Source organism: Herbidospora sp. NBRC 101105 (assembly GCF_030269205.1).
Taxonomy (GTDB): Bacteria; Actinomycetota; Actinomycetes; order Streptosporangiales; family Streptosporangiaceae; genus Herbidospora; species Herbidospora solisilvae.
Window position 1 is genome coordinate 207,122 of record NZ_BSSX01000006.1, and the last position, 21,830, is coordinate 228,951.

At 71.5% G+C, this 21,830-nt stretch carries 23 protein-coding genes and 1 riboswitch; of the genes, 16 read left to right on the forward strand and 7 right to left on the reverse strand.

The window, feature by feature from the left end; all coding sequences use genetic code 11:
• Positions 1-21 precede the first annotated feature (21 nt).
• From QSK34_RS24685 to QSK34_RS24700, 4 genes are read right to left on the reverse strand one after another with little or no spacing between them, the layout of a single operon-like run.
• Positions 22-744 carry a cobalt-precorrin-6A reductase gene (locus tag QSK34_RS24685; protein ID WP_161483223.1) on the reverse strand — a complete coding sequence of 241 codons (723 nt, stop codon included), beginning with the start codon at positions 742-744 and terminating at the stop codon, positions 22-24.
• Positions 741-2,225, reverse strand: coding sequence for a precorrin-2 C(20)-methyltransferase (locus QSK34_RS24690; protein WP_285587106.1), 1,485 nt, complete (start codon positions 2,223-2,225; stop codon positions 741-743). Before QSK34_RS24690 ends, QSK34_RS24685 begins: the two co-directional genes overlap by 4 nt.
• Entirely contained in the window at positions 2,225-2,842 is a 618-nt protein-coding gene (locus tag QSK34_RS24695) for a precorrin-8X methylmutase (protein ID WP_285587109.1), read from the reverse strand. Before QSK34_RS24695 ends, QSK34_RS24690 begins: the two co-directional genes overlap by 1 nt.
• Positions 2,839-3,840, reverse strand: a complete 1,002-nt coding sequence (locus QSK34_RS24700) for a ferredoxin-like domain-containing protein (RefSeq protein ID WP_285587110.1) — start codon at positions 3,838-3,840, stop codon at positions 2,839-2,841. Before QSK34_RS24700 ends, QSK34_RS24695 begins: the two co-directional genes overlap by 4 nt.
• A gap of 49 nt (positions 3,841-3,889) precedes the next feature.
• Positions 3,890-4,055: riboswitch (cobalamin riboswitch) on the forward strand.
• 33 nt (positions 4,056-4,088) lie between these two features.
• Between QSK34_RS24700 and cobN the strand changes: the two genes are divergently transcribed.
• Complete coding sequence (gene cobN / locus QSK34_RS24705; RefSeq protein ID WP_285587112.1) at positions 4,089-7,580, forward strand: cobaltochelatase subunit CobN; 3,492 nt, start codon at positions 4,089-4,091, stop codon at positions 7,578-7,580.
• On the opposite strand, the gene QSK34_RS24710 is transcribed toward cobN, so the two are convergent.
• Positions 7,570-8,457: a serine/threonine-protein kinase gene (locus tag QSK34_RS24710; protein WP_285587115.1), complete on the reverse strand. Its 888-nt coding sequence runs from the start codon at positions 8,455-8,457 to the stop codon at positions 7,570-7,572. The two genes, cobN and QSK34_RS24710, sit on opposite strands and share 11 nt — an antisense overlap.
• A 156-nt stretch (positions 8,458-8,613) precedes the next feature.
• The gene (locus QSK34_RS24715; protein WP_285587117.1) at positions 8,614-8,853 is read right to left on the reverse strand and encodes a hypothetical protein; all 240 of its coding nucleotides are present in this window, start codon (positions 8,851-8,853) and stop codon (positions 8,614-8,616) included.
• Between the two features lie 330 nt (positions 8,854-9,183).
• Here QSK34_RS24715 and QSK34_RS24720 point away from each other — a divergent pair, with 330 nt between their 5' ends.
• The 9 genes from QSK34_RS24720 to QSK34_RS24760 all read left to right on the forward strand — a co-directional run bounded on the left by QSK34_RS24720 (position 9,184) and on the right by QSK34_RS24760 (position 16,212).
• Positions 9,184-9,393 carry a ubiquitin-like protein Pup gene (locus tag QSK34_RS24720; protein ID WP_030452398.1) on the forward strand — a complete coding sequence of 70 codons (210 nt, stop codon included), beginning with the start codon at positions 9,184-9,186 and terminating at the stop codon, positions 9,391-9,393.
• Between the two features lie 211 nt (positions 9,394-9,604).
• A complete protein-coding gene (prcB, locus tag QSK34_RS24725) occupies positions 9,605-10,420 on the forward strand; it encodes a proteasome subunit beta (RefSeq protein ID WP_161483422.1) in 816 nt (271 codons plus the stop codon).
• Positions 10,421-10,441: 21 nt separating this feature from the next.
• Complete coding sequence (gene prcA / locus QSK34_RS24730; RefSeq protein WP_285587119.1) at positions 10,442-11,236, forward strand: proteasome subunit alpha; 795 nt, start codon at positions 10,442-10,444, stop codon at positions 11,234-11,236.
• A 95-nt stretch (positions 11,237-11,331) separates the two neighbouring features.
• A complete protein-coding gene (locus tag QSK34_RS24735; RefSeq protein WP_285587121.1) occupies positions 11,332-11,745 on the forward strand; it encodes a hypothetical protein in 414 nt (137 codons plus the stop codon).
• Positions 11,746-11,901: 156 nt separating this feature from the next.
• Positions 11,902-12,525 (forward strand): hypothetical protein, encoded by a 624-nt coding sequence (locus tag QSK34_RS24740; RefSeq protein WP_285587123.1) that lies wholly within the window; start codon positions 11,902-11,904, stop codon positions 12,523-12,525.
• 70 nt (positions 12,526-12,595) lie between these two features.
• Positions 12,596-13,954 (forward strand): Pup--protein ligase, encoded by a 1,359-nt coding sequence (pafA, locus tag QSK34_RS24745; RefSeq protein ID WP_030452402.1) that lies wholly within the window; start codon positions 12,596-12,598, stop codon positions 13,952-13,954.
• A gap of 75 nt (positions 13,955-14,029) precedes the next feature.
• Positions 14,030-15,064, forward strand: a complete 1,035-nt coding sequence (locus tag QSK34_RS24750) for an FKBP-type peptidyl-prolyl cis-trans isomerase (protein WP_285587124.1) — start codon at positions 14,030-14,032, stop codon at positions 15,062-15,064.
• Between the two features lie 12 nt (positions 15,065-15,076).
• The gene (locus QSK34_RS24755; RefSeq protein WP_285587125.1) at positions 15,077-15,727 is read left to right on the forward strand and encodes a helix-turn-helix transcriptional regulator; all 651 of its coding nucleotides are present in this window, start codon (positions 15,077-15,079) and stop codon (positions 15,725-15,727) included.
• A gap of 32 nt (positions 15,728-15,759) precedes the next feature.
• Entirely contained in the window at positions 15,760-16,212 is a 453-nt protein-coding gene (locus tag QSK34_RS24760; RefSeq protein ID WP_285587126.1) for a DUF3291 domain-containing protein, read from the forward strand.
• 227 nt (positions 16,213-16,439) lie between these two features.
• On the opposite strand, the gene QSK34_RS24765 is transcribed toward QSK34_RS24760, so the two are convergent.
• On the reverse strand, positions 16,440-17,513 hold the full coding sequence (locus QSK34_RS24765; RefSeq protein WP_285587128.1) for a DUF3866 family protein: 1,074 nt from the start codon (positions 17,511-17,513) through the stop codon (positions 16,440-16,442).
• Between the two features lie 37 nt (positions 17,514-17,550).
• On the opposite strand from QSK34_RS24765, the gene QSK34_RS24770 reads away from it, so the two are divergent.
• The 6 genes from QSK34_RS24770 to QSK34_RS24795 all read left to right on the forward strand — a co-directional run bounded on the left by QSK34_RS24770 (position 17,551) and on the right by QSK34_RS24795 (position 21,830).
• Positions 17,551-18,495 (forward strand): helix-turn-helix transcriptional regulator, encoded by a 945-nt coding sequence (locus QSK34_RS24770; protein ID WP_285587129.1) that lies wholly within the window; start codon positions 17,551-17,553, stop codon positions 18,493-18,495.
• A complete protein-coding gene (locus QSK34_RS24775) occupies positions 18,492-19,442 on the forward strand; it encodes a helix-turn-helix transcriptional regulator (protein WP_328794616.1) in 951 nt (316 codons plus the stop codon). The genes QSK34_RS24770 and QSK34_RS24775 overlap by 4 nt, the downstream gene beginning before the upstream one ends.
• An 85-nt stretch (positions 19,443-19,527) precedes the next feature.
• Positions 19,528-19,683: a hypothetical protein gene (locus QSK34_RS24780; RefSeq protein ID WP_285587130.1), complete on the forward strand. Its 156-nt coding sequence runs from the start codon at positions 19,528-19,530 to the stop codon at positions 19,681-19,683.
• 66 nt (positions 19,684-19,749) lie between these two features.
• A complete protein-coding gene (tatA, locus tag QSK34_RS24785) occupies positions 19,750-20,088 on the forward strand; it encodes a Sec-independent protein translocase subunit TatA (protein ID WP_285587131.1) in 339 nt (112 codons plus the stop codon).
• A gap of 36 nt (positions 20,089-20,124) precedes the next feature.
• Positions 20,125-20,979, forward strand: coding sequence for a twin-arginine translocase subunit TatC (gene tatC, locus QSK34_RS24790; RefSeq protein WP_285587132.1), 855 nt, complete (start codon positions 20,125-20,127; stop codon positions 20,977-20,979).
• Positions 20,976-21,830, forward strand: a complete 855-nt coding sequence (locus QSK34_RS24795) for a diacylglycerol/lipid kinase family protein (RefSeq protein ID WP_285587133.1) — start codon at positions 20,976-20,978, stop codon at positions 21,828-21,830. Before tatC ends, QSK34_RS24795 begins: the two co-directional genes overlap by 4 nt.

Sequence of the window (21,830 nt, forward strand, 5' to 3'; positions counted from 1 at the left end):
CGACATTTTCGAAATGTCGCCCTACGCCACTCCATCGACCCAGTCGGCCGCCTCGGCCACCGTCTCGACATAGGGCACCTCCGGGGGGACCGGCGGGCGGCGCACCATCACGACCGGGACGCCCAGTTCGCGGGCGGCCCGCAGTTTGGCGCGGGTCAGCTCGCCGCCGCTGTCCTTGGTCACCAGGGTGTCGATCCGGTGCTCGCGCATGAGGGCCAGCTCGCCGTCGAGGGTGTAGGGCCCCCGCGAGAGCACGACCTCCATCGACACCGGGTCGTCGGGCGGGTCGACCGACCGCGCCAGGAACCACACGCCGGGAACGCCGTCGAAGACCGGCAGGCTCCGGCGCCCGGTGGTCAGGAACACCCGCTTCCCGGGCAGCGACCGGGCCGCCTCCTCCAGCGAGGAGACCCACCGCCAGTCGTCGCCGGGCTCCTGCGTCCAGCCCGGCCGCCGCAGCCCCAGCAGCGGGATGCCGGTCATGCCCGCCGCCTCGGCCGCCGCCTCGGACATCCGCGCCGCGAACGGATGGGTCGCGTCGACGACCACGTCGACCGGATGCTCCCAGAGCCAGCGGGCCAGCCCGAGCGACCCGCCGAACCCCCCGATGACGACCGCCCCCACGGGCAGCCGGGGCGCCTTGACCCGGCCCGCCAGCGAGGTCACCACGACGTGTTCGGGGTGCAGCCGGGCCGCCAGTTCGCGGGCCTCGGCCGTGCCCCCGAGGATGAAGACGCGTTTCATGCCGGATAGCGGCGCGGCGTGAACACCACGTCGCCGGCCGCGCGCGTGGTCGAGGAACCGATGATGAGCAGGCAGCGCATGTCCACCTCCGCCGGGTCGAGGTCGCCGAGGGTCGTCACCACGATTCTCTCCTGAGGCGTGCCCACCGCGCGCCCGACGACGACGGGCGTGTGCGCCGGGCGGTGTTCGAGCAGCAGGTCGCGGGCCACCCCGACCTGCCAGGTGCGGGTCTTGGACGCCGGATTGTAGATCGCCAGGACCAGGTCGGCGGCGGCCGCGGCGGAGATCCGCCGGGCGACCACGTCCCACGGCTTGAGCTGGTCGGACAGGGAGATCACGCAGTAGTCGTGGCCGAGCGGCGCGCCGACCCGGGCGGCCACCGCGTGCGCGGCCGTCAGCCCCGGCACGACCCTGACCGGCACGCCCGCGAACCGCTCCTGCGTGGCCGCCTCCAGCACGGCCGAGGCCATCGCGAACACGCCCGGGTCGCCCGACGACACCACCGCGACCCGCGCTCCGGCCAGGGCCAGCGAGAGGGCGTGCTCGGCCCGTTCGGCCTCGACCCGGTTGTCGGTGGCGTGCCGCTTCTGGCGCGGGTTCGGCGGGACGCGGTCGAGGTAGGGGCCGTAGCCGACGAGTTCGTCGGCGGTGGCCAGGGCGTCCTGGGCCTCGGGGGTCAGCCAGGGGCGTCCGGCCGGGCCGAGGCCGACCACGGCCACCTCGCCGGGGCCCTCGTGTCGCGGGTGCTCGGGCAGCGGGAGCGGGGCGCCGACGGGGGAGGGCAGCAGCGCGAGGGAGAAGTAGGGCACCGAGTCGGGGTCGACGTCGCGCAGCGGCGCCAGGCGCTGGGCGCCGGTGGTGGCGCGTTCGACGTACCAGGCGTCGTCGAGGCGGCCCGCCTCCTCCAGGGCGGCGCGGACCTTGGTGAACGTCCTGCCCAGCTTCATGATCGCGACCGGGCCGCCGCCGATCCGGGCGGCCAGCTCCTCGGCCGGGAGGGTGCCGGGCAGCACCGTCAGCGTCTCGTCGCGCTCGACCAGGGGGCGGCCCAGCGCCGCCGCAGCGCCGCTGATCGAGGTCACGCCCGGGACGACCTCGGTCGGGTATCGGCCCGCCAGACGTTTGTGCATGTGCATGTACGACCCGTAGAACAGCGGGTCGCCCTCGCACAGCACCACCACGTCGCGGCCCGCGTCGAGGTGGACGGCCAGGCGGGCGGCGCAGGCGGCGTAGAACTCGTCGAGGGCGCCCTGGTAGCCGCCCGGGTGGTCGGTCGTCTCCGTGGTCACCGGGTAGACCAGGGCCTCCTCGATCTGGCCCTCGCGCAGGTAGGGGGCGGCGACCGAGCGGGCGATGCTGCGGCCGTGCCGGGCGCTGTGGTAGGCGATCACCCCCGCCTCGCCGAGCAGCCGGGCCGCCTTCACGGTCACCAGTTCGGGGTCGCCGGGGCCGAGGCCCACGCCATAGAGCGTTCCGGTCATCATTCCTCGTCACTGGCGAGGGCGTTCAGGGCCGCCGCCGTCATCGCGCTGCCGCCTCGGCGGCCGCGTACCACCAGAAACTCCAGGTCGGACGCCGCCAGGGCGTCCTTCGACTCGGCCGCGCCGATGAAGCCCACGGGGATGCCGACCACCGCCGCCGGTGCGGGCGCCCCCTCGGCCACCATCTCCAGCAGCCGGAACAGGGCCGTCGGCGCGTTGCCGACCGCGACCACCGCGCCGCCGAGACGCTCGCGCCAGAGCTCCAGCGCCGCCGCGCTGCGGGTGGTGCCCAGTTCCGCCGCCAGGGCGGGCACCCGCGGGTCGGCGAGGGTGCAGATCACCTCGTTCGCGGCCGGGAGCCGCCTGCGGGTGACCCCCGCCGCGACCATGTTCGCGTCGCAGAGGATGGGCGCGCCCGCCTCCAGCGCCGTGCGGGCCGCCGCGACGACCCCGCCGGACCAGGCCATGTCGCCCGGCAGGTCGACCATGCCGCAGGCGTGGATCATGCGGACCGCGACCCGCGCCACGTCGGGTGGGAGGGCCGACAGGTCGGCCTCGGCGCGGATGGTGGCGAAGGACCGGCGGTAGATCTCCGCCCCGTCCTTGATGTAGGTCACGGTGTGCTCCGCTGGTAGCCGGACGGGGTGGCGATCATGTCCACGACCTCGCCCCGGGGCCGGCCGCACCGCCGCGCGCAGCCGGACCAGTGGACGGGCACGCCGATGGGCGTGGCGTCGTGCTGGACGTCGCTCAGCGACTTCGCGCAGCCGGGTCTGCCGGTGCAGGCGGTGACGTGGAGCCGGGGATCGTGGGGGTCGGTGACCAGCCCGCCGGGCAACCGGGTGCCCTTGGGGACCAGGACGGTGCGCCACGGGGTGACCCGCAGCCATTCGGCCTCGGCCAGGACGTCCGCCTGCCGCGTGGTCAACCGGCCCAGGGGGACCAGCACGCCGGTCGTGTCGCCGAAGTCGCCGACGTATCCGCTGGTCCGGGGCGTGGGGAGGGTCGCGGGGACGCCGGGGAAGGCGCCGTCGGGGATGCGCCACGCGCCGTCGGAGACCTTCAGGAAGTTCTGTGCCACTTTGACCGCTTCGTGGACGGCCTCGGCGGGCGGGAGCCGTAACCGGAGATCGGTCGTCCCCGCGACGACGGCGAAGCGGTCGCCGCGGGACATCAGCAGCACGTCGGCGCCCAGCCCCGCCACGTCGCCCGAGCCGTCGTCGACCGCGAACAGGAACCGGCCCGACAAATCCGCCAGTTCCGGCGTCGCGCAGACCGCCTCGTCGAGCGCCCGGACCACCCCGCGGAAGGCGGCCGAACCGTTCAGCGGCGAGGCCACGATGTTGCGCACCCGCTCGTGCGACGGCGAGGGCAGCAGCCCCGCCGCCGCGACCGCCTCGGCGAAGGCCGTCGGGTCCCGCACGCCTCTGACCTGGATGTTCGCCCGCGACGTCAGCTCCAGCACGCCCCCTCCGGAGGCCGCGAGCACGCCGAGCTGGGCCCCCGTCAGGTCGCCCCCGGGCAGCCGGACCCGGGCCAGCGGCCCGTCGGCGGCGGGGTGGACCTGCAGCGCGCCGGGGCAGGCGTCGCGCGAGGATTGTCCGGTAATGGCCACGTCGAGGATGGTAAAGCCCACCGTGGGTCTTGCAAGCCGGGGGAGTCCCGTAGTCTCATCGGGCGACGGCACAAACGAGGAAGCCGGTGTGAATCCGGCGCGGTCCCGCCACTGTCACCGGGGAGCGAACCCCACCGACGGCCACTGTCACAGGGAAGGCCGGGGTGAGCCCTGATCCGGGAGCCAGGAGACTCGGCCGTCACCTGGACAGACGACCCGGGGCGCGGACCCCGAGGGAGGGCTTCGCCATGATCGTTTTGCTGTCGACCTCGGACACCGACCTGCTGAGCGCCCGCGCGAGCGGCGCCCCCTACCGTCTGGCGAACCCCTCCCGGACCCCCGACCCGGCCGCGTTGCTCGACGGCGCCGACGTTGTGGTGGTGCGCCTGCTGGGCGGCCGGCGGGCCTACGAAGAGGGCCTGGACGCCGTGCTGGCCAGCGGCAAGCCCGTCGTGGTGCTGGGCGGCGAGCAGGCCCCCGACGCCGAGCTGATGGAACTCTCCACCGTGCCCAGCGGGGTGTGCGCGGAGGCCCACGCCTACCTGGCCCACGGCGGCCCGTCGAACCTCGCCGAGCTGCACCACTTCCTCAGCGACACCCTGCTCCTGACCGGCAACGGCTTCGCCCCGCCGGCGGCCCTGCCCTCCTGGGGCCTCGGCGACGCCATCGACGGCGAGGGGCCGGTCGTGGGGATCCTCTACTACCGCGCCCACCACGTCGCCGGAAACACCGCCTTCATCCGGACCCTGTCCGAAGCCGTCCGGGACAAGGGCGGCCGCCCGCTCCCGGTCTTCTGCGCCTCCCTGCGCACCGCCGAGCCCGGCCTGATCGACACCCTGCGGCAGTGCGACGCCCTGATCGTCACCGTCCTGGCCGCGGGCGGCACCCGCCCCGCCACCGCGCAGGCGGGCGGCGAGGACGAGGCCTGGGACGTCGGCGCCCTCGCCGACCTCGACATCCCGATCCTCCAGGGCCTGTGCCTCACCACCGACCGGGCTGCCTGGGAGGCCGCCGACGACGGGCTGTCCCCGCTCGACGCCGCCTCGCAGATCGCCATCCCCGAGTTCGACGGCCGCATCATCACGGTCCCGTTCTCGTTCAAGGAGATCGACCCCGACGGGCTCACCGTCTACGCCGCCGACCCCGAGCGCGCCGCCCGGGTGGCCGGCGTGGCGGTCCGGCACGCCCGCCTGCGCCACATCCCCGTCGGCGAGCGCCGGGTGGCGATCATGTTGTCGGCCTACCCGACCAAGCACTCCCGCATCGGCAACGCCGTCGGCCTCGACACGCCGCGCAGCGTCGTCCGGCTGCTGAAGGCCATGGGCGAGGCCGGATACGCGATCGGCGACCTCCCGGGCGTGGCCGCCCAGGACGGCGACGCCCTCATCCACGCCCTGATCGCCGCCGGGGGACAGGACCCCGACTGGCTCACCGACGAGCAGCTCGCCGGCAACCCGGTCCGCATCCACAAGGACGACTACCGGGCCCACTTCGACACCCTCCCGGCCGACCTCCGCGAGGCGATGGAACACCACTGGGGCCCGCCCCCGGGCGAACTGTTCGTCGACGGCGACGACATCGTCCTGGCCGCCCTCCAGGACGGCAACCTCGTCGTCATGGTCCAGCCGCCGCGCGGCTTCGGCGAGAACCCCATCGCCATCTACCACGACCCCGACCTGCCGCCGAGCCACCACTTCCTGGCCGCCTACCACTGGCTCTCGTCCCGGTACGACGCCGTCGTGCACGTCGGCAAACACGGCAACCTCGAATGGCTGCCCGGGAAGTCGGCCGGCCTGTCGGCCGCCTGCGGCCCCGACGCCGCGCTGGGCGACCTCCCGCTGGTCTACCCCTTCCTCGTGAACGACCCGGGCGAGGGCACCCAGGCCAAACGCCGCGCCCACGCCACCCTGGTCGACCACCTGGTGCCGCCGATGGCCCGCGCCGACACCTACGGCGACATGGCCCGCCTGGAGCAGCTCCTCGACGAGCACGCCTCCATCGCCGCCATGGACCCGGCCAAGCTGCCCGCGATCCGCGCCCAGATCTGGACGCTCATCCAGGCCGCCCGCCTCGACCACGACCTCGGCCTCGACGACCGCCCCCACGACGCCGAGTTCGACGACTTCCTGCTGCACGTCGACGGCTGGTTGTGCGAGGTCAAGGACGTCCAGATCCGCGACGGCCTGCACGTCCTGGGCCAGGTCCCCTCCGGGGAAGCGAGGGTCGACCTGGTGCTGGCGATCCTGCGCGCCCGCCAGATGTGGGCCGGCGACCAGGCCCTCCCGGGCCTGCGCGAGGCCCTGGGCCTGACCGAGAACGGCGACGCCCGGACCGACGTCGACGTCGCCGAGGCCAAGGCCCGCGAGCTGGTCGTCGCGATGGAGGCGGCCGGCTGGGACCCCGCCGCGGTCACCGCCGAGGGCGCCGTCGGCGACATCCTGCGCTTCGCCGCGACCGAGATCGTCCCCCGCCTGAACGGCACCGCCGACGAGATCACCAACGTCCTGCACGCCCTGGACGGCGGCTACGTCCCCGCCGGTCCCAGCGGTTCGCCGCTGCGCGGCCTGGTCAACGTGCTGCCGACCGGCCGCAACTTCTACTCCGTCGACCCCAAGGCGGTGCCCAGCCGCCTGGCCTGGGAGACCGGCCAGGCGATGGCGGAGTCCCTCGTCGAGCGCTACCGGGCCGACACGGGGGAGTGGCCCCGCTCGGTCGGCCTGTCGATCTGGGGCACCAGCGCCATGCGCACCTCCGGTGACGACGTCGCCGAGGTCCTCGCCCTGCTGGGCGTGCGCCCGGTCTGGGACGACGCCTCCCGCCGCGTCACCGGCCTGGAGATCGTCCCGGCTGGGGAGCTGGGCCGCCCTCGCGTGGACGTCACCGTCCGCATCAGCGGCTTCTTCCGCGACGCCTTCCCCCACGTGGTCGCCCTGATGGACGACGCGGTCAAGCTGGTGGCCGACCTGGACGAGGCGGACAACTACGTCCGCGACCACGTCAGGGCCGACGGGTCGACGCTGCGCGTCTTCGGCTCGGCCCCCGGCGCCTACGGAGCCGGTCTGCTGCCGCTGATCGACAGCCGCACGTGGCGCGACGACCGCGACCTCGCCGAGGTCTACGCCGTGTGGGGCGGCTTCGCCTACGGCCGGGGGGTGGACGGCGTGCCGGCGCGGGAGGCGATGGAGGCGGCGTACAGGAGGATCAACGTCGCGGCCAAGAACGTCGACACCCGCGAGCACGACATCGCCGACTCCGACGACTACTTCCAGTACCACGGCGGCATGATCGCCACCGTCCGCGCCCTCACCGGACGCGACCCGAAGGCCTACATCGGCGACTCGACCCGGCCCGACGCGGTCCGCACCCGCAGCCTCACCGAGGAGACCAGCCGCGTCTTCCGCGCCCGGGTGGTCAACCCGCGCTGGCTGGCCGCCATGCGCCGCCACGGCTACAAGGGCGCCTTCGAACTGGCCGCCACCGTCGACTACCTGTTCGGCTACGACGCCACCACCGGCGTGGTCGCCGACTGGATGTACGACAAGATCGCCGCCACCTACGTCCTCGACGAGGAGAACCGCCGGTTCCTCAGCGAGTCGAACCCCTGGGCCCTGCACGGCATCGCCGAGCGCCTGCTGGAGGCGGCCGGACGCGGCATGTGGGCCGAGCCCGACCCCGAGATCATCGCCGCGCTCCGGCAGGCCTTCCTGGAGACCGAGGGCGACCTGGAAGCTACATCGTGAAGGCGTCGGGCGGCAGGTAGTCGGCCCGCCGCCCCGGCGTCGCCGCCGCGATGCCCTCACGGTGTAACAGGCCCGCCAGCAGCAACGACACGTCCTTGCCGGGCAGCCGGTCGCGGGCCCGCCGCCGCAGCAGCCCGTCGAGCACGGGCACGAGCGGCCCCGCCTTCGAGGGCGGGTCGGGGTCGCGCGTGGTGGCCAGGCCGAGCACCGACATGGCCGTGCCGAGGAAGGGCGGCCGCCCCTCGACGGCGGTGTAGATGGTCGCGCCCAGCGACCACAGGTCGGCCGCCGGGGTGGCCGGGCCGCCGCTCATGCGTTCGGGCGCGATGAAGTCGACCGTGCGGGTGACCGGGACGGTCGTCGGCGCCGCCGCCTCGTGTTCGAGGGCCGCGATGCCGAAGTCGGTCAGCACCACCCGGTCGCCGGTCAGCAGCACGTTGGCCGGCTTGATGTCGCCGTGGACGACCCCGGCGTCGTGGGCGTGCCGGACGCCGGCGAGGAGCTGGTAGCCGATCCACGCCGACCAGTGGACCGGCAGCGAGCCCAGGTGCTCGATGGTCTGCTGGAGGGTCAGCCCTTCGAGGAATTCGGTCACGATGTAGAGGCGGCCGTTCTCCTCCAGCAGGTCGTGGACCGTGATGATGGCCGGATGGCTGAGCCGGGCCGCCGACCGGGCCTCGTTGAGCGCCTTGCGGCGGGCCAGCTCCATGTCGGGACGGTCGGTGCGGTAGGGCGGCTGGACTTCCTTGATCGCGACGTCGCGCTTCAGCAGCAGGTCGTGGGCCTGCCACATGATGCCCGAGCCGTCACGGCGGATCGGGATGGTGAGCTGGTAGCGGCCACCCAGCAGCGTCTGCTTCGCGCGCTCGGGTTTCACCGGCGGACCCGGCGTGGCCGATGTGGAGCTCCCATGGTGAGCCTGCGCCGTGTGCTTACCGATCTGAACCAACCACCTGTCTGACCCGAATCCAAGCTCCCCATGCGCTCAATATTCTGGTGGGCCGACGGCGGTTTCGCTCCGTATCCGGGAGATCTAGAGCAACCCGATTCCCAAGATGATCGTACCGGCCGCCAGCGACGCCCCGCCCAGCCCGGTGAGCCAGATCAGGCGGTTGGGGCGGGTGTCCTTCGGCCGTACGACCGACAGGAAGAACCCCAGCGGCATCAGGACCGGCGCGGCCACGATGAGCCACTGCGCCAGCGACCGGAACCCGGGGGAGAGGTCGGCCTGGTCGAGGTAGATCAGGGCCACGAGCGAGAAGAGCACGAGCACCCCGGCGTGGGCATGTCCGGCACGCCACAGTCCCCGTCTGACTGGATTGTCCAGATAACCGGGTATACGTCCGAGTATATGAGCGAGCAGACTGGCCCCACCGAAGGCGACGCCGGACACGGTGATCAGGAGGATCCCGGCGGTGGTAAGGGTGGAGGGAGACATTCGAAGGCACCCCGATCTGATTGGATAGTCGTGCTGTCTGATAATTATTGGATAGCGGAACTATCTGGTCAACCCGTTTGAAGATCGCATGGCGATTCAGGCGAGTTGTCGGTCGGTTCGGGGAAGATATGAAGCAGACACGTCCCCCGAGTGGAGGTATCACCGATGGCGAGCAGGGACACCGGCGGTCAGAAGCAGACGGGCAGGCAGGAGACCGAGACCGAGCAGGTCGAGGAGCAGTCGGGAAGCGACGTCCAGGAGCGCCACGAGAAGCTCAGCGACGACGTCGACTCGATCCTCGACGAGATCGACGAGGTCCTCGAGGAGAACGCCGAGGAGTTCGTCCGGTCCTACGTGCAGAAGGGTGGCGAGTAAAGGGGCCAACGCCCACCTCGCCCACGTCCCTCGTCGCGGCCGCGGAACCCTCCGCCGGCCGCGACGAGTCGTTTGCGGGGAAAATTTCCGATCATGAACCCGGTTCGCGGTGAGCTGATCGGGAAGAGTGCAACCAGCGCTGTCACATGAGTAGGGTCGGCGTAAACAACACGACCTAGGAGGGAGTCGCGTGGCATCTCAGCAGGCCTGGATGAACAACCTCTTCACCAATACGGGTTCCTCGTCCTTCACCGAGTTCCTGCGTGGCTACGCCCCGGAGATGCTCCCGGGCAACCGCGACGCGCTGCCCGCCCCCGTCGGTGAGCAGATCCCCCACGCGACCACGATCGTGGCGGTCACCTGCGCCGGCGGCGTGGTGATGGCCGGCGACCGGCGCGCCACCTCGGGAAACATGATCTCCAACCGGGACATGGAGAAGGTCTTCCGGACCGACGAATACTCCTGCATGGGCATCGCCGGCACCGCCTCGACCGGCATCGAGATGGCCCGCCTCTACCAGGTCGAGCTGGAGCACTACGAGAAGCTCGAGGGCCGCTCCCTGTCGACCGAGGGCAAGGCCAACCGGCTGGCGACCTTCGTCCGGCAGAACCTGGGCGCCGCCATGCAGGGCCTCGTCGTGGTCCCGATCTTCGCGGCCTACGACGAGAAGATCGACGGCGGCCGCATCTTCGGCTACGACGTCGGCGGCGGCCCCTACGAGCACCACCTCTACCACTCGATCGGCTCCGGTTCGATCTTCGCCCGCGGCTCGCTGAAGAAGCTCTACCGCGAGAACGCCTCACCCGACGAGGTCGTCCTCACGGTCCTGCAGGCGCTCTACGACGCGGCCGACGACGACTCCGCGACGGGCGGTCCCGACGTCACCCGAAGGATCTGGCCGGTCGTGGCGGTCATCACCGCCGACGGCTACCGCCGCCTGCCCGAAGAGGAGGTCTCCGCCGCGGTCGAGACCATCCTGTCGGGCCGGATGATCGATCCCGACGGGCCGACCGCGCCGCTGCGCTAGAAAGGAACCCCACAGGTGTCCATGCCGTTCCCTTACGCGTCGCCTGAACAGATCATGCGCGACCGCGCGGAATACGCGCGGAAGGGCATCGCCCGAGGCCGCAGCGTGGTCGTGGTCCAGTACGCCGACGGCATCCTGCTGGTCGCCCCGAACCCGTCCAAGGCGCTCCACAAGATCAGCGAGATCTACGACCGCATCGGCTTCGCCGCCGTCGGCCGCTACAACGAGTTCGAGACCCTCCGCCAGGCCGGCATCCGCTACGCCGACGTCAACGGCTACAACTACAACCGCAACGACGTCACCGCCCGCGCGCTCGCCAACGTCTACGCCAGCCAGCTCGGCATGATCTTCACCGACTCGATCAAGGCCCTCGAGGTCGAGATCGTCGTCGCCGAGGTCGGCGAGACCTCCGACCAGGACCAGATCTACCGCCTCACCTTTGACGGCTCGGTCTTCGACGAGCAGGGCATGGCCGTCATCGGCGGCCAGTCCGACACGGTGGCGACCCGCCTGAAGGAGCGCTACCGTCCGGGCGCCCCCCTGGCCGACGCCCTCGACGCCGCCCTGAGCGCGCTGACCGAACCGGGCGGCGAACGCCCGTCGGCCGCCCAGCTCGAGGTCGCCGTCCTCGACCGCAACCGCGAACACCGCAAGTTCCTGCGCCTCAGCGGCCCCCGTCTGGAGCGCCTCATCACACCTCCCCCGCCCGAGACCCCGCCCACCCCGCCCGCCCCCGCGACCCCCGAAGGCGGCCCCAAGCCCCCGCCCACGGCCCCCGAGGGCGACATCGACACGGGCTCCGAACCGCCGCTGTAGTCCAACCGAAGACGCTTCAACGGGGCGGCCCCGCCGACGTCGGCGGGGCCGCCCCGTTTCCATCGCCCGCCCGCGGAAGACGAGGAGCTGTCCCGATGGAAGCGGCCGGACCGATGACCGACGAGGAACTCGCCGCGATCGAGGAGCTGGCCGACGCCGCGACCCCCGGGCCCTGGCACGTGCGCAACCTCGACGACACGTACGCGATGTGCCTGGTCGCCGTCGCCACCACCCCCGACACCGGGCGCGGTGAACGCTGGCCCGGCTTCGACCATCACGAGATCGTGGCCTGCACCCTCATTCAGGAGCCCCGCTACGCCGACGTCGCCGACGGGCGCTGGGACGAGAACGCCCGGTTCATCGCCGAGGCCCGGCAGCACGTGCCCCGGCTGATCGCCGAGGTCCGGCGGCTGCGCGGTCTCCTCGCCGAAGCACGTCACGGTCACGCGGAGCCCGCCGCATCACCGGTCGGCGGTCACACTGCCGCTCAGGTGAAGCCGGAGGTCTGATCATCGGGTGGCCCGACCCGGTCGGGTGGCCGGCCGGGCGGAGCCGTAACGGAAAGAGGCTCTTCACTACGGACGGCGGGGTCGATTTTTTCGGTTTCCCCCATACCTCTCAACTTGCACGGACTTAACACGGGTTTCGCTAGGCTGCTGCGCGCTATGACGATCACATTCCGGCGGGCCCTGCTGGCCCTGGCCGTCCTCCCGATTGCCGCCTGTTCCTCTCCGGCCGAGACGGCGGCCCCCGCTCCCACGGTCACCGCGACGGTGACCGAGACGGTGACGCCCCCCGCGCCGCAGCCGACGGAGACCGTCGCCGAGCCGACGGAGAGCGCCGCGCCGGCCCAGACGCCCCAGGTGAGCGCCGACGTCGACAAGGAGGACCCGATCTCGGCCCGGATCCCGAAGATCAAGTCGGCCAAGTTCCAGTACGACGAAGGGCACGACTTCAACCAGATGTCCCCGAGCGCCGACGGCGTGCTGCGCGGCCGGATCGTCTCCCTCGACGGCGACGAGGCCCGCTACGTCCCGGTCCGCTACGCGGGCGGGGACTTCGTCGGGCCTGAGGGCGGGATGACCTACGCCGCCCCGATCGCGTCTGACGTGGTGTTCCTCAGCGCGGTCGGCTGCAAGGGAGACGACCAGACGATCAACTCCGCCGCCCTCGGCACCGAGAAGTGCCCGCGCGAGCGTCTGCTGGAGCTCGCGGCCCAGGGTGAGCCCACGTCGCTGATCACCGTGAAGAGTGGCCAGATCGTGAAGGTCGTCGAGATCTATTACTGAGGCTCGCGGGGAATGTAGACGACCATGAGTTTCCTACCGCACACGACGGATCTGGGAATAGGGTGAGGTGATGGATCGTCGCATCTTCGGGCTGGAGAACGAGTACGGCGTCACCTGCACGTTCCGGGGTCAGCGCAGACTGTCCCCCGACGAGGTGGCCCGCTACCTGTTCCGGCGAGTGGTGTCCTGGGGCCGATCGAGCAACGTCTTCCTCCGCAACGGCGCCCGTCTCTACCTCGACGTCGGCAGCCATCCTGAGTACGCCACCCCTGAATGCGACAACGTCGTGGAGCTGGTCACCCATGACAAGGCGGGCGAGCGCATTCTCGAGGGCCTGCTCGTCGACGCCGAGAAGCGCCTCCGCGAGGAGGGCATCGCCGGCGACATCTACCTCTTCAAGAACAACACCGACTCGGCCGGCAACTCCTACGGCTGCCACGAGAACTACCTCGTCGGCCGCCACGGCGAGTTCGGCCGCCTGGCCGACGTCCTGATCCCCTACCTGGTCACCCGGCAGATCATCTGCGGGGCCGGCAAGGTGCTGCAGACCCCGCGCGGCGCCGTCTACTGCGTCTCCCAGCGCGCCGAGCACATCTGGGAGGGCGTGTCGTCGGCGACGACGCGGAGCCGTCCCATCATCAACACCCGCGACGAACCCCACGCAGACGCCGAGCGCTTCCGCCGGCTCCACGTCATCGTGGGCGACTCCAACATGAGCGAGACGACCATGCTGCTCAAGGTCGGCGCCACCGACCTGGTGCTGCGCATGATCGAGGCGGGCGTGGTGATGCGCGACCTGTCGCTGGAGAACCCGATCAGGGCGATCCGCGAGGTCTCCCACGACATGACCGGCCGCCGCCGGGTGCGGCTGGCCAACGGCCGCGAGGCCTCCTCGCTGGAGATCCAGCAGGAATACCTCGGCAAGGCGAAGGACTTCGTCGACCGCCGCGGCGGCGACGAGACCAGCAAGCGGGTCCTCGAACTCTGGGAGCGCACCCTGCGCGCCGTGGAGACCGGCGACCTCGACCTGGTCTCGCGGGAGATCGACTGGGTCACCAAATACCAGCTGATTGAACGTTACAGAAAGAAGTACGACCTCCCGCTCTCCTCGCCCCGGGTGGCCCAGCTCGATCTGGCCTACCACGACGTGCACCGCAAGCGCGGGCTGTTCTACCTGCTGCAGAAGCGGGGGTCGGTCGAGCGGGTCGCGTCCGACATCAAGATCTTCGAGGCGAAGTCGGTTCCGCCGCAGACCACGCGGGCCCGGCTGCGCGGCGAGTTCATCCGCAAGGCCCAGGAGAAGCGGCGCGACTTCACCGTCGACTGGGTGCACCTGAAGCTCAACGACCAGGCCCAGCGGACCGTCCTGTGCAAAGACCCATTCCGAAGTGTTGACGAACGGGTCGACAAGCTGATCGCCGGAATGTGATCTCCTTACGACGGGCTGACGGCGGGTTCGGGTAGTGTGACCCGGACCCGCTGTCATATTCCTGAGGACTTTCACATGCGCCGCCGCACGGCCATAACCGCCGCCGCACTTCCTTTGCTGCTGTCCGCCGTCGCGTGCGGCACCGCGCAGAAGACGGCCACCGGAGCCAGCCCTTCCGCCGCCGCCACGAGCGCCGCGCCCAGCGCCGCCGCCTCGTCCGGCGCCGCCGCGGCCGCCCCGGTCGGCCCCGCCGCCGACCCGAAGGACATCAAGGTCTCCGGCGCCCTGGGCAAGAAGCCCAGCGTCACCTTCCCGAAGGGGGGTCCGGCGCTGACCTCGTCCACCCGGGTCATCTCCGAGGGCAGCGGCACCGCCGCGGCCGAGGGTGACACGCTGGTCGCCAAGGTGAGCGTCTGGACGTGGGACGGCAAGGAGAACAAGGCCACCGGCTCCGCCTACGACACCGGCCAGGCCGAGTTCGTGCCGATCAGCCAGCAGCAGATGCCCAAGGCGCTCTACGACGGCCTGCTGGGCAGCAAGCCCGGCGGCCGCGTGCTCGTCGTGGTCGGCAAGGACTCGATCGACCCCGCCGTGGTCGAGCAGGCCAAGAGCCAGGGCACCGACTTCACCACCAGCTCGCAGGTGCTGGTCATCGACGTCGTGTCGGCGACCGCCAAGGCCGCCAAGGGCAAGGCCAGCGACCCCGGCATCGAGGGTGTCAAGCTTGTCAACCCGGGTGGCGACACGGCCCCGACGCTGACCACCACGACCACCGCGCAGCCGCCGAAGGACCTGACGGTCAAGACCGTCATCCAGGGCGACGGCCCGAAGGTGACCGAGAACCAGACGGTGATGGTCCACTACACCGGCAAGATCTGGGGCACCGACAAGCAGTTCGACAGCTCCTGGGAGCGCAAGCAGCCGACCTCGTTCGCGCTCAACCAGGTCGTGCCCGGCTGGAAGCAGGGCCTGACCGGCGTCAACGTCGGCAGCCGCGTCCTGATCACCATCCCGCCGGCCCTCGGCTACGGCGAGGCCGGCCAGCCCGACGCCGGCATCAAGGGCACCGACACCCTGGTGTTCGTCGTCGACGTGCTCGGCGCTCTGTAAAGCAGGCAGAAGATGGACGACCTCGCGGCGGTCGCGGCCCTCAACGATCCCGTTCGCCGTGAGCTCTACCGATACGTCACCTCGAAAGGCCGCCCGGTCGGGCGCAACGAGGCCGCGGAGGCGGCCGGCGTCGCGCGCCCCCTGGCGGCCTTTCATCTTGACAAGCTTGTCGAGGCGGGCCTGCTGGAGGCGGGTTTCGCCCGCCTGACCGACCGGACGGGTCCGGGCAGCGGCCGTCCCGCGAAGGTCTACCAGCGTGCGCCGGGGGAGCACGTCGTGAGCGTGCCGCCGCGCGACTACCGCACCCTGGCGCTCGTCCTGGCCGAGGTGGTCGACCTGCTGGGCGGCGACGAGGTGGCCGAGAAGGCCGCCCACCGCATCGGCGCCCGCCTCGGCGCCGAGAGCGCCGCCGCCTCGCTTCCCGGCCTCCTCGCCGAACGGGGCTACGAGCCCTACGACGACGGCGGCGTGCTGCGCCTGCGCAACTGCCCCTTCCACGTGCTCGCCCAGGAGCAGCCGCTGCTGGTGTGCTCGATGAACCTCTCCCTCTGCCAGGGCCTGCTCGAAGGCCGGGGCGAGCCCGGCGCCCCTCGGCTCGATCCCCGTCCAGGGGAGTGCTGCGTCGTCTTCCCTCAAGAGAACTCTAAAACAAATCAAAGTTGACATAGAAGACCCGGCACTGCGACGGTGAGGTCATGCATCTGGCCCAGTTCAACGTCGCCCACATGCGCGCGTCCGTCGACGACCCTCTCCTGGCCGAGTTCGTCGCCGCCCTCGAACCCGTGAACGCGCTGGCCGACCAGGCCCCCGGCTTCGTGTGGCGCGCCATCGCCAACGAGGACGACCCCGAAGAGACCATCACCCACGAGTTCGGCGACCATTTGCTGATCAACTACTCGATCTGGGAGTCCCGCGAGTCGTTGTGGAACTTCGTCTACCGCTCACCCCACCTGGCGGTCCTCCAGCGGCGGCGCGAGTGGTTCCACCGCGTGGCCGAGCCCTACACGGTGATGTGGTGGGTGGAGGAGGGCGAGATCCCCTCGCTCAAGGAGGCGTGGCACCGCCTGACCCTGCTGCGGGAGCAGGGCCCGACCCCCGACGCCTTCACCTTCAAGGAGTTCTACGACCCCGACGGCGACAGGGGATAGTTTCCGGCCGCCGGGTGTCTCTCGCGCCGTCCGGGATCTTTTCTCCCGCTCCGTTACGGCTCCGCCCGCCCGGCGCCGACCGCCGTCTCCGGCCCGCACCGTGACCGGCGCCGACCGGCCGCGCCCGGTCCGCCCCGCCACGGCACATGCGGGGACCATGAGTCGGGGAGCCGACGTGCCGGCGATCGGGAACAGGGGCCCTGATCGCCGGGGCCCCGGTCAGGCGGTCACTCGGCCAGGAGGGTGGCGGCGTGGCGGCCGGCCGCCGCCGAGGTCAGGAAGTAGGCCAGGTCCTCGTCGAGTTTGCGGCCCATGGTCGACAGACCGACGGGGGAGGCCTTGAGGGCGTCGTACAGGCCGTCGACCTGGACTTTCACCAGGTTGTGGCGCTCTCCCAAGGGTGCGGCCTGGCGCTCGACCCGGGCGCCGAACGCGCCGCCCAGTTCCGGCACGACGACGTCGGCGCGGGTCAGGGCGACGCGGCCGTAGGCGGTGAGGCTGTGGTGGGAGACGCCGATGTGGCGCTCGCGCAGGTCGCCCTCGCTGACGCGCAGGGCGGCCACCGGGCGGCCGTTCAGCACCCCGGCCGCGTTGACCGCCTCGCCCGACGAGACGCCCGAGAAGCCCCACTTCGTTCCGGTGCCGAGGTTCCCCGGGCCCTGGGCCACGACGGTCACGTCGGCGCCGAGGACGTGGCGGGCGGCCAGCAATCCCGTGTGGGTCGTCACCGCCTCCAGGTCGCCACCGAACGACTGGCCGACCGTGACAACGCCTGTCAACCAGCCGATCTCGCGCAACTTCGCGCACGCCATCGAGAACCACGCCGGGAGCGCGCCGCCGTCGAGCATCACGTAGGCCACCCGCGCCGCCGGGCGCTCCAGATAGAGGCCGCAGAGGATCGCGGGCAGCGCGGAGTGCAGGTCGGCGACCACGACGGGCATCCCGTCGAGGGAGTCGGCCTTCCGCAGAAGGTCGTGGTGCGGGGAGTCCTGCTCGTCGGCGCCCAGGACCGTGGCCTGCAAGGGGGTGTAGCGGGCCTTGACCAGATGCCCCGGCCCGGCGGGATCTTGTGGCAAACGGTCGGGAACCGCCACCACCATGGCGTAACCTCCCGTACCGAGGCCCATGGCGAGGGCGGTCGTGTTCAGCAGCACCGTGTCGCCGGGCTCGGGGCGGCCCACCAGTGGCGGATAGGCCAGCGCCCGGCATCGGGAGCCGTCGTCGACGGCGACCTCGATCTCGAGCGCGCCGGGCCATTCGCGCCTGATCTCACGGACCTCGCCCCTGCGCCATCTGATCACCGGAAAAGGGTAGCGTTCGAGTCAGGAAGGAGGGCCGATGTCGCGGCGGAAGACGGAACGGTTGCTGAATCTGGTGATCTGCCTGCTGTCGACCCGGCGTCCGCTGAGTGCGGAGCAGATCCGCTTCGCGGTGCCCGGGTACGACCCGGTCAACGACGAGGCCTTCCAGCGGATGTTCGAGCGGGACAAGAACGAGCTCCGCGAGATCGGCATCCCCATCGAGGTCCAGAAGGACCCGTGGGAAGACGACCCCGGCTATCGCATCGTCAAGCAGTCCTACGAACTGCCCGAGATCACCCTGGAGCCCGACGAGGCCGCCGTGCTCGGCCTGGCCGCGCAGGTCTGGCAGCGGGCCAGCCTCGCCGAGGCGGCCGGGGGCGCGATGCTCAAGCTGAAGGCCGGCGGTGTCGAGACCGACCTGGCGGAAGGCCCCCTGGAGCTGCGGGTCGACACCCGCGACGCGGCCTTCACGCCGCTGTGGGAGGCCGTCCGCGACCGCCGCGCCGTCACCTTCAACTACCGCTCGGCGGGCAGCGAGACGGTGCTGAAGCGTGTGGTCGAGCCGTGGGGCGTGCTCTCGCGCCGCGGCCGCTGGTACGTCGTCGGCCACGACCGCACCCGGAACGGCACCCGCGTCTTCCGGCTCAGCCGGATCGCCGGCGACGTCACGCCCACCGGGCGGCCGGGATCGGTCGAGGTGCCCGAGGGCGCCGACCTGCGGGCGCTGGTGGCGTACGCGGGCGACGACCCGGGCCCCGAGCGGACCGCCACGGTGCGCGTCCGCCCCGGCACCTGCCAGGGCCTGCGTCACCTGGCCCGCGAGGTGCGGCCCGGCGCCGACTGGGACGAGGCCGACATCGTCTTCACCGACCCCGAGAGGCTCGCGGGCTGGCTGGCCAGCCTCGGCCCCGACGCGGTGATCGACGGTCCGCCCGACGCCCGTGAGGCCGTGATCCGCCGTCTGAAGGGCGCCCTCCATTGAACGACCGGCTTCCGCGGCTGCTCGCCCTCGTGCCCTACCTGATGTCCCACCCGGGCGCCTCGGTGCCCGAGGTCGCCAAGGTCTTCGGGCTCAACGAGAAGCAGCTCATCGACGACCTCCAGCTCGTCTGGATGTGCGGCCTGCCCGGCCACACCCCCGGCGACCTGATCGACGTCTCCTGGGACGGCGGCGAGATCCTCATCGACAACGCCGACACCATCGCCCGGCCGCTGAAGCTCGGCGTCGACGAGGCCAGCGCGCTCCTGGTGGCGCTCCGCATGCTCGGCGAGCTGCCCGAGTTCGCCGGCGGCGAGGTCCTGGGCCGGGTCGTGGCCAAGCTGGAGCAGGCCGCCGGCGACGGCGCCGCCGCCGTCAGCACCCAGGTCACCGTCGAGGTCGAGGCGGCCCCGGGCGCGCTGGCGACCGTCACCGACGCCGCCCGGCGCAAGCGCCGCCTCTCGCTCGTCTACTACACCCCCGGCCGCGACGAGGTCACCCCCCGCGAGGTCGACCCGCTGCGGGTGGTGCTGGTCGACGGGCGCCACTACCTGGAGGGCTGGTGCTACCGGGCCGAGGCGATGCGGATGTTCCGCGTCGACCGGATCCAGGAGGTCGCCGTCCTCGACGTGGCCGCCGATCCGCCCGCCGAGGCCGAGCCGATGGACGTCACCCAGGGCGTCTTCCGCCCCTCCGACACCGACGAGCTGGTCGAGCTGGAGGTCACCCCGTCGGGGCGGTGGATCTCCGAGTACTACCCGGTCGAAGAGGTCGAGGAGCTCGGCGAGGGCCGCCAGCGGGTGGCCCTGCGCGCCCGCGACCAGGGCTGGCTGGTGCGCCTGGCCCTGCGGCTGGGCGACTCCGGCCGGGTCGTCCGCCCCGAGAGCCTGGCCGAACGGGTCGCCGAGACGGCCAAACGCACCCTGGCCAACTACGAGGGCAGCCTGTAGGCCGCTCATGGGGGTAGCCGGGACCGGGTCGGCGGTGAAGGAATCATGTCCGCCGGGTGACGCGGTTTTCGGCTGAAGAAGAGGGATGTTCGTGATCTGGTTATTCGTCGGCCTGGGCGCGGCAGGGCTGCTTCTGGTGGGGTTTCTGGCCGTCCGGGTCTTCGTTGCGGCCCGGGGACTGGGGGCCGAAATCGAGCGGGCCAAGAGCCGAATGGACCCGATTCGTCCCCCTGAAGGGTGATGAGCACTGCGATCGCAGCGTACGATCGGGCAAGGACGTGCATCACCCGCCCCTTAAGGACGTGTCATGGGAAGCCTGGGACCCACTGAGCTGATCATCATCGGGCTCATCGTCATTCTGCTGTTCGGCGCCAAGAAGCTCCCCGACACGGCTCGTGCCCTGGGCCAGTCGCTGCGCCTGTTCAAGAAGGAGACGCAGAAGCTCCGCGAAGACGACGACGACAAGGCCACCGTGGTGCAGGCCGAGACCGTGACGCCGCAGCCGGCCCCCGTGCCGCCGGCGCAGATCCCGCCCGCCACGCCGACGCCCTCGGTCGAAGACCGGCTCCGCCAGCTCGAAGAGGAGAACGCGAAGCTCCGCGCCACCTCGCAGCCGGCCGCGCAGCCGTCCGACAAGAAGAACTGACCCCCGCCGCACCTTCTTTCGAGACAGGATCATGGGATGGCCCTGTTGAAGAGGTCGTCGACGCCGAAGCCCTCGGCCGTGGCGGACGATCCCGATGGGCGCATGTCGCTCATGGACCACCTTCGCGAGCTGCGCAACCGCCTGTTCAAGATGATCATCGGCGTGGTGCTCGCGACGATCGTGGGTCTGGTCTTCTTCGACCCGATCTGGGATTTCATGACCGGGCCGTTCTGCCGGCTGCCCGACGCCTACCGGCTCGGCGGCGGCACCGAGTGCAGCCTCGTGGTCAACAGCGTCACCGGCGGCCTCTTCATCAACCTGAAGGTGGCCTTCATCTTCGGCGTCGTGGTGGCCTCGCCCCTGTGGATCTACCAGATCTGGGCGTTCGTGACGCCCGGTCTCTACCGGAACGAGAAGCGCTACAGCTACACCTTCCTCGGCCTGGCGCTGCCGCTGTTCCTGGCCGGCGCGACCCTGGCCTACCTGACGATGGACAAGGGCCTGTCGCTGCTGCTGGGGTTCGTGCCCGACAACTCCGTGCCGCTCATCGACGTGAACGACTACCTCACGTTCCTGATGATGATGCTGCTGATCTTCGGCGTGTCGTTCCTGCTGCCGCTGCTGCTGGTCTTCCTGAACCTGATCGGCGTGGTCCGCTACGAGGTCGTGGCCAAGCACCAGCGCATGGTGGTCTTCGGGTTCTTCGTCTTCTCGGCCGTCGCGACCCCGAGCCAAGACCCGTTCACGATGCTCGCGCTCGCGCTGCCGATGATCGCCCTGTTCTTCGTGGCCGAGGCGTTCATGTACTTCCACGACAAACGTGCCGACGCCGCCGCGGCCCTCAAGGCCCGGCAGATCGAAGAGGAGCTCGACGGAACCCCGGCCGAGTGAGCCGGCCCGTCGTCCTGGTGAACCCGGCCGCCCGTGGCGGCCGGGCGGCCCGCCGCCTCGGCCCGGTCCTGGCGCGGCTGCGCGACCCCGAGGTGATCACCGGCGCGTCGGCGGGCGACACGCTCGAACGGGCCCGCGCCGCCGTGCGGAGACGGCCGCCGGTCGTGGTCGCGTGCGGGGGCGACGGCCTGGTGCACCTGGCGGTGCAGGCGGTGGCCGGCACGGGCGTCCCGCTGGCGATCGTCCCCATGGGCACCGGCAACGACATAGCCGCCGACCTCGGCCTCCCGCGTGACCCGTTGGCCGCCGCCGACCTGGTCACCGGGGGAGTGCCCCGCGTCATCGACGCCGCCACCGTGGGCGACCGCTGGTTCGCCGGGGTGCTGGCCTGCGGGTTCGACTCCCGCGTCAACGAGCGCGCCAACGCGATGACCGGCCCGGCCCGCTACGTCACCGCCGTGCTCCGGGAGCTGCGGGAGTTCCGGCCGATCCCCTTCCGGGTCACCCTCGACCACCACCCCGCCGTGGAGGTCGACGCGATGCTGGTGGCCGTGGGGAACACCCGGTCGTACGGGAACGGGATGAAGATCTGCCCGACCGCCCGGCCCGACGACGGGCTGCTCGACGTGGTGATCCTCAAGGCGCTGCCGACGGCCGCCTTCCTGCGGGCCTTTCCCAAGGTCTTCCTGGGCACTCACGGCAGTCACCCGGCCGTGGAGATCCATCGTGCCGCTTCCGTGACCCTGGAGGCACCCGGCGTGATCGCCTACGCCGACGGGGAACGCGCCGGACCGACCCCGCTGACCTGCACGGCCCGTGCCGGTGCGCTGACGGTGATGACACGGCCGTAA